The sequence below is a fragment of the Prevotella sp. CAG:592 genome, assembly GCF_000436015.1.
GTDB lineage: Bacteria > Bacteroidota > Bacteroidia > Bacteroidales > Bacteroidaceae > Prevotella > Prevotella pectinovora.
Map to the genome: position 1 here is coordinate 25,414 of NZ_FR892547.1, position 1,654 is coordinate 27,067.

1 protein-coding gene and 1 pseudogene are annotated in these 1,654 nt (G+C 45.2%); both read right to left on the reverse strand.

Annotated elements, in window-relative coordinates; translation table 11 throughout:
* Positions 1–1,453, reverse strand: a 1,453-nt coding sequence (locus tag QVO99_RS04125) for a C13 family peptidase (protein WP_288176949.1), incomplete at its 3' end; no start/stop codon positions are given.
* Positions 1,450–1,654 (reverse strand): annotated as a pseudogene (locus QVO99_RS04130) (M6 family metalloprotease domain-containing protein); the annotation flags it as partial. The gene QVO99_RS04125 and the pseudogene QVO99_RS04130, both read right to left, overlap by 4 nt.

Here is a 1,654-nt window from a genome sequence, read left to right on the forward strand (position 1 = left end):
CCACGACGCTCTTGTCTGTGCTCTGCGAGAAGTCGGAGTTGCTGTTGGTCCAGTCCATGCCGTCACTTTCAGGGCTGAGCGCTATGGCATCTGTAGCCCATGGTGCTTTGCCCTGTCCCGAACCGTCGGAGAAGATGAGTTCCACGGGATTAGGGATGTACGACAATGACAGGTCCTCTATGTTGGTGCCTGCAAGATAGCTCACCATGGGATGCTCCCTGATGCCGCCAAATGATAAATCACCGTCTTTGTAGCCGTCGTTCTCTTCTGCATACCGGTATGCCTCCAGAAGGGTGACGACACCGTTCTTGTCGTAGTCGGCGTCGACGGAGTCTCCGTATGGAGTGCAGCCTGCAAGGGCGGATGTCCATTGATACACGAATTCGTCATACGGCTCTTCCATACGACAAAAAGAGGATTCGTCGGCTTGGCATGCTGCCATGACAAGCCTGTTGTCGGCTTGAAGATATGGGATAAACCCACCGCTGTTACATTGGCCGAAAACAAGTGTCATGTATCCTGCATTGATGCTTTTCAGCATTTCTGACAATTCTTCCGGATACAACCTGACGTCTTTCCCCCAAAGGCAGATGTAGGATGATTGCAGGTTATCTCTATCATAGCCACCATGATCAACTACAAACAATACAAGTTGGTCCTTAGGGGTTATCATGGTTGCCAACTCTGAGAATACTTTGCTCAAATTCTCTTTCGTTGCGGCATATTCTATGTCTGGCTCGCCATCATTGTCCAAATCCAAATTTGAAGAAATTTTCAAGTCTTCAGAACAGAATACCTTCAAATCCAGTGAAGGATCGGTTCCATCTGACATCAGTACCTTAATATTCTCTTTAGGCAAATCATAGACGTTCCTCAATGTCGTATAGAAGAACGAACAGTCGTACCAGTAATTCTCGTGATTGTCATCACTGTTCTTACCTCCATTAAGGATAACGGCAAAGGTCTGTCCTTTGCCATTAGCTGGTAGCTTAGATACGGACTGGCCTTTTAAAGGATAATCAACTTTGAGCAGACCGTTTCCTGATGGATGGTTATGTTCCCCCACGATTTTACGGGGATTATCCACAGGTGGTTCACATGCTTCATCCACATATATCTGATTACCTTCAGAATGTCTTGCGTTTTCTATATAAACATAATTGCAGGGGTGATTCCATGCGGCAAGGGGCATCTTGTCCACAAAAACCATAAGGTATTCCCCCTTCCTTTCTATCCCGTTGACATAGGGATTCACATAAAGGTTTTCACAGACATAATAATCGTATTTATCTCCAAAACAGACTTTCTTCGCCAACGATACCGCTTCGGGATTTGTAAGTTTGTGCCCATTGCTTTGAGCATATGAACACAAGCTCACAAAAAGTAGGAAGAACAATATGCTTGCCTTTCTTATCTTGTCATTCATCGCAACTATAAGTTTCAAGGTGTTCATCGCAATAATTTCTTTCCATTTACAACATAAATGCCTTTAGGCAGACGCTTTATATCATTCCCTACATACCTGCCGTCAAGGGTATAGACTCTGTCTGACTCAACGTCTGAGGCTGTTACAGCATTGCTTATTCCTGCAACGTCATATTCCTTTATCGTCTTGAAAACAGTGCCCCAGGTCTCGTCTGCCTCAAAAGCGGAC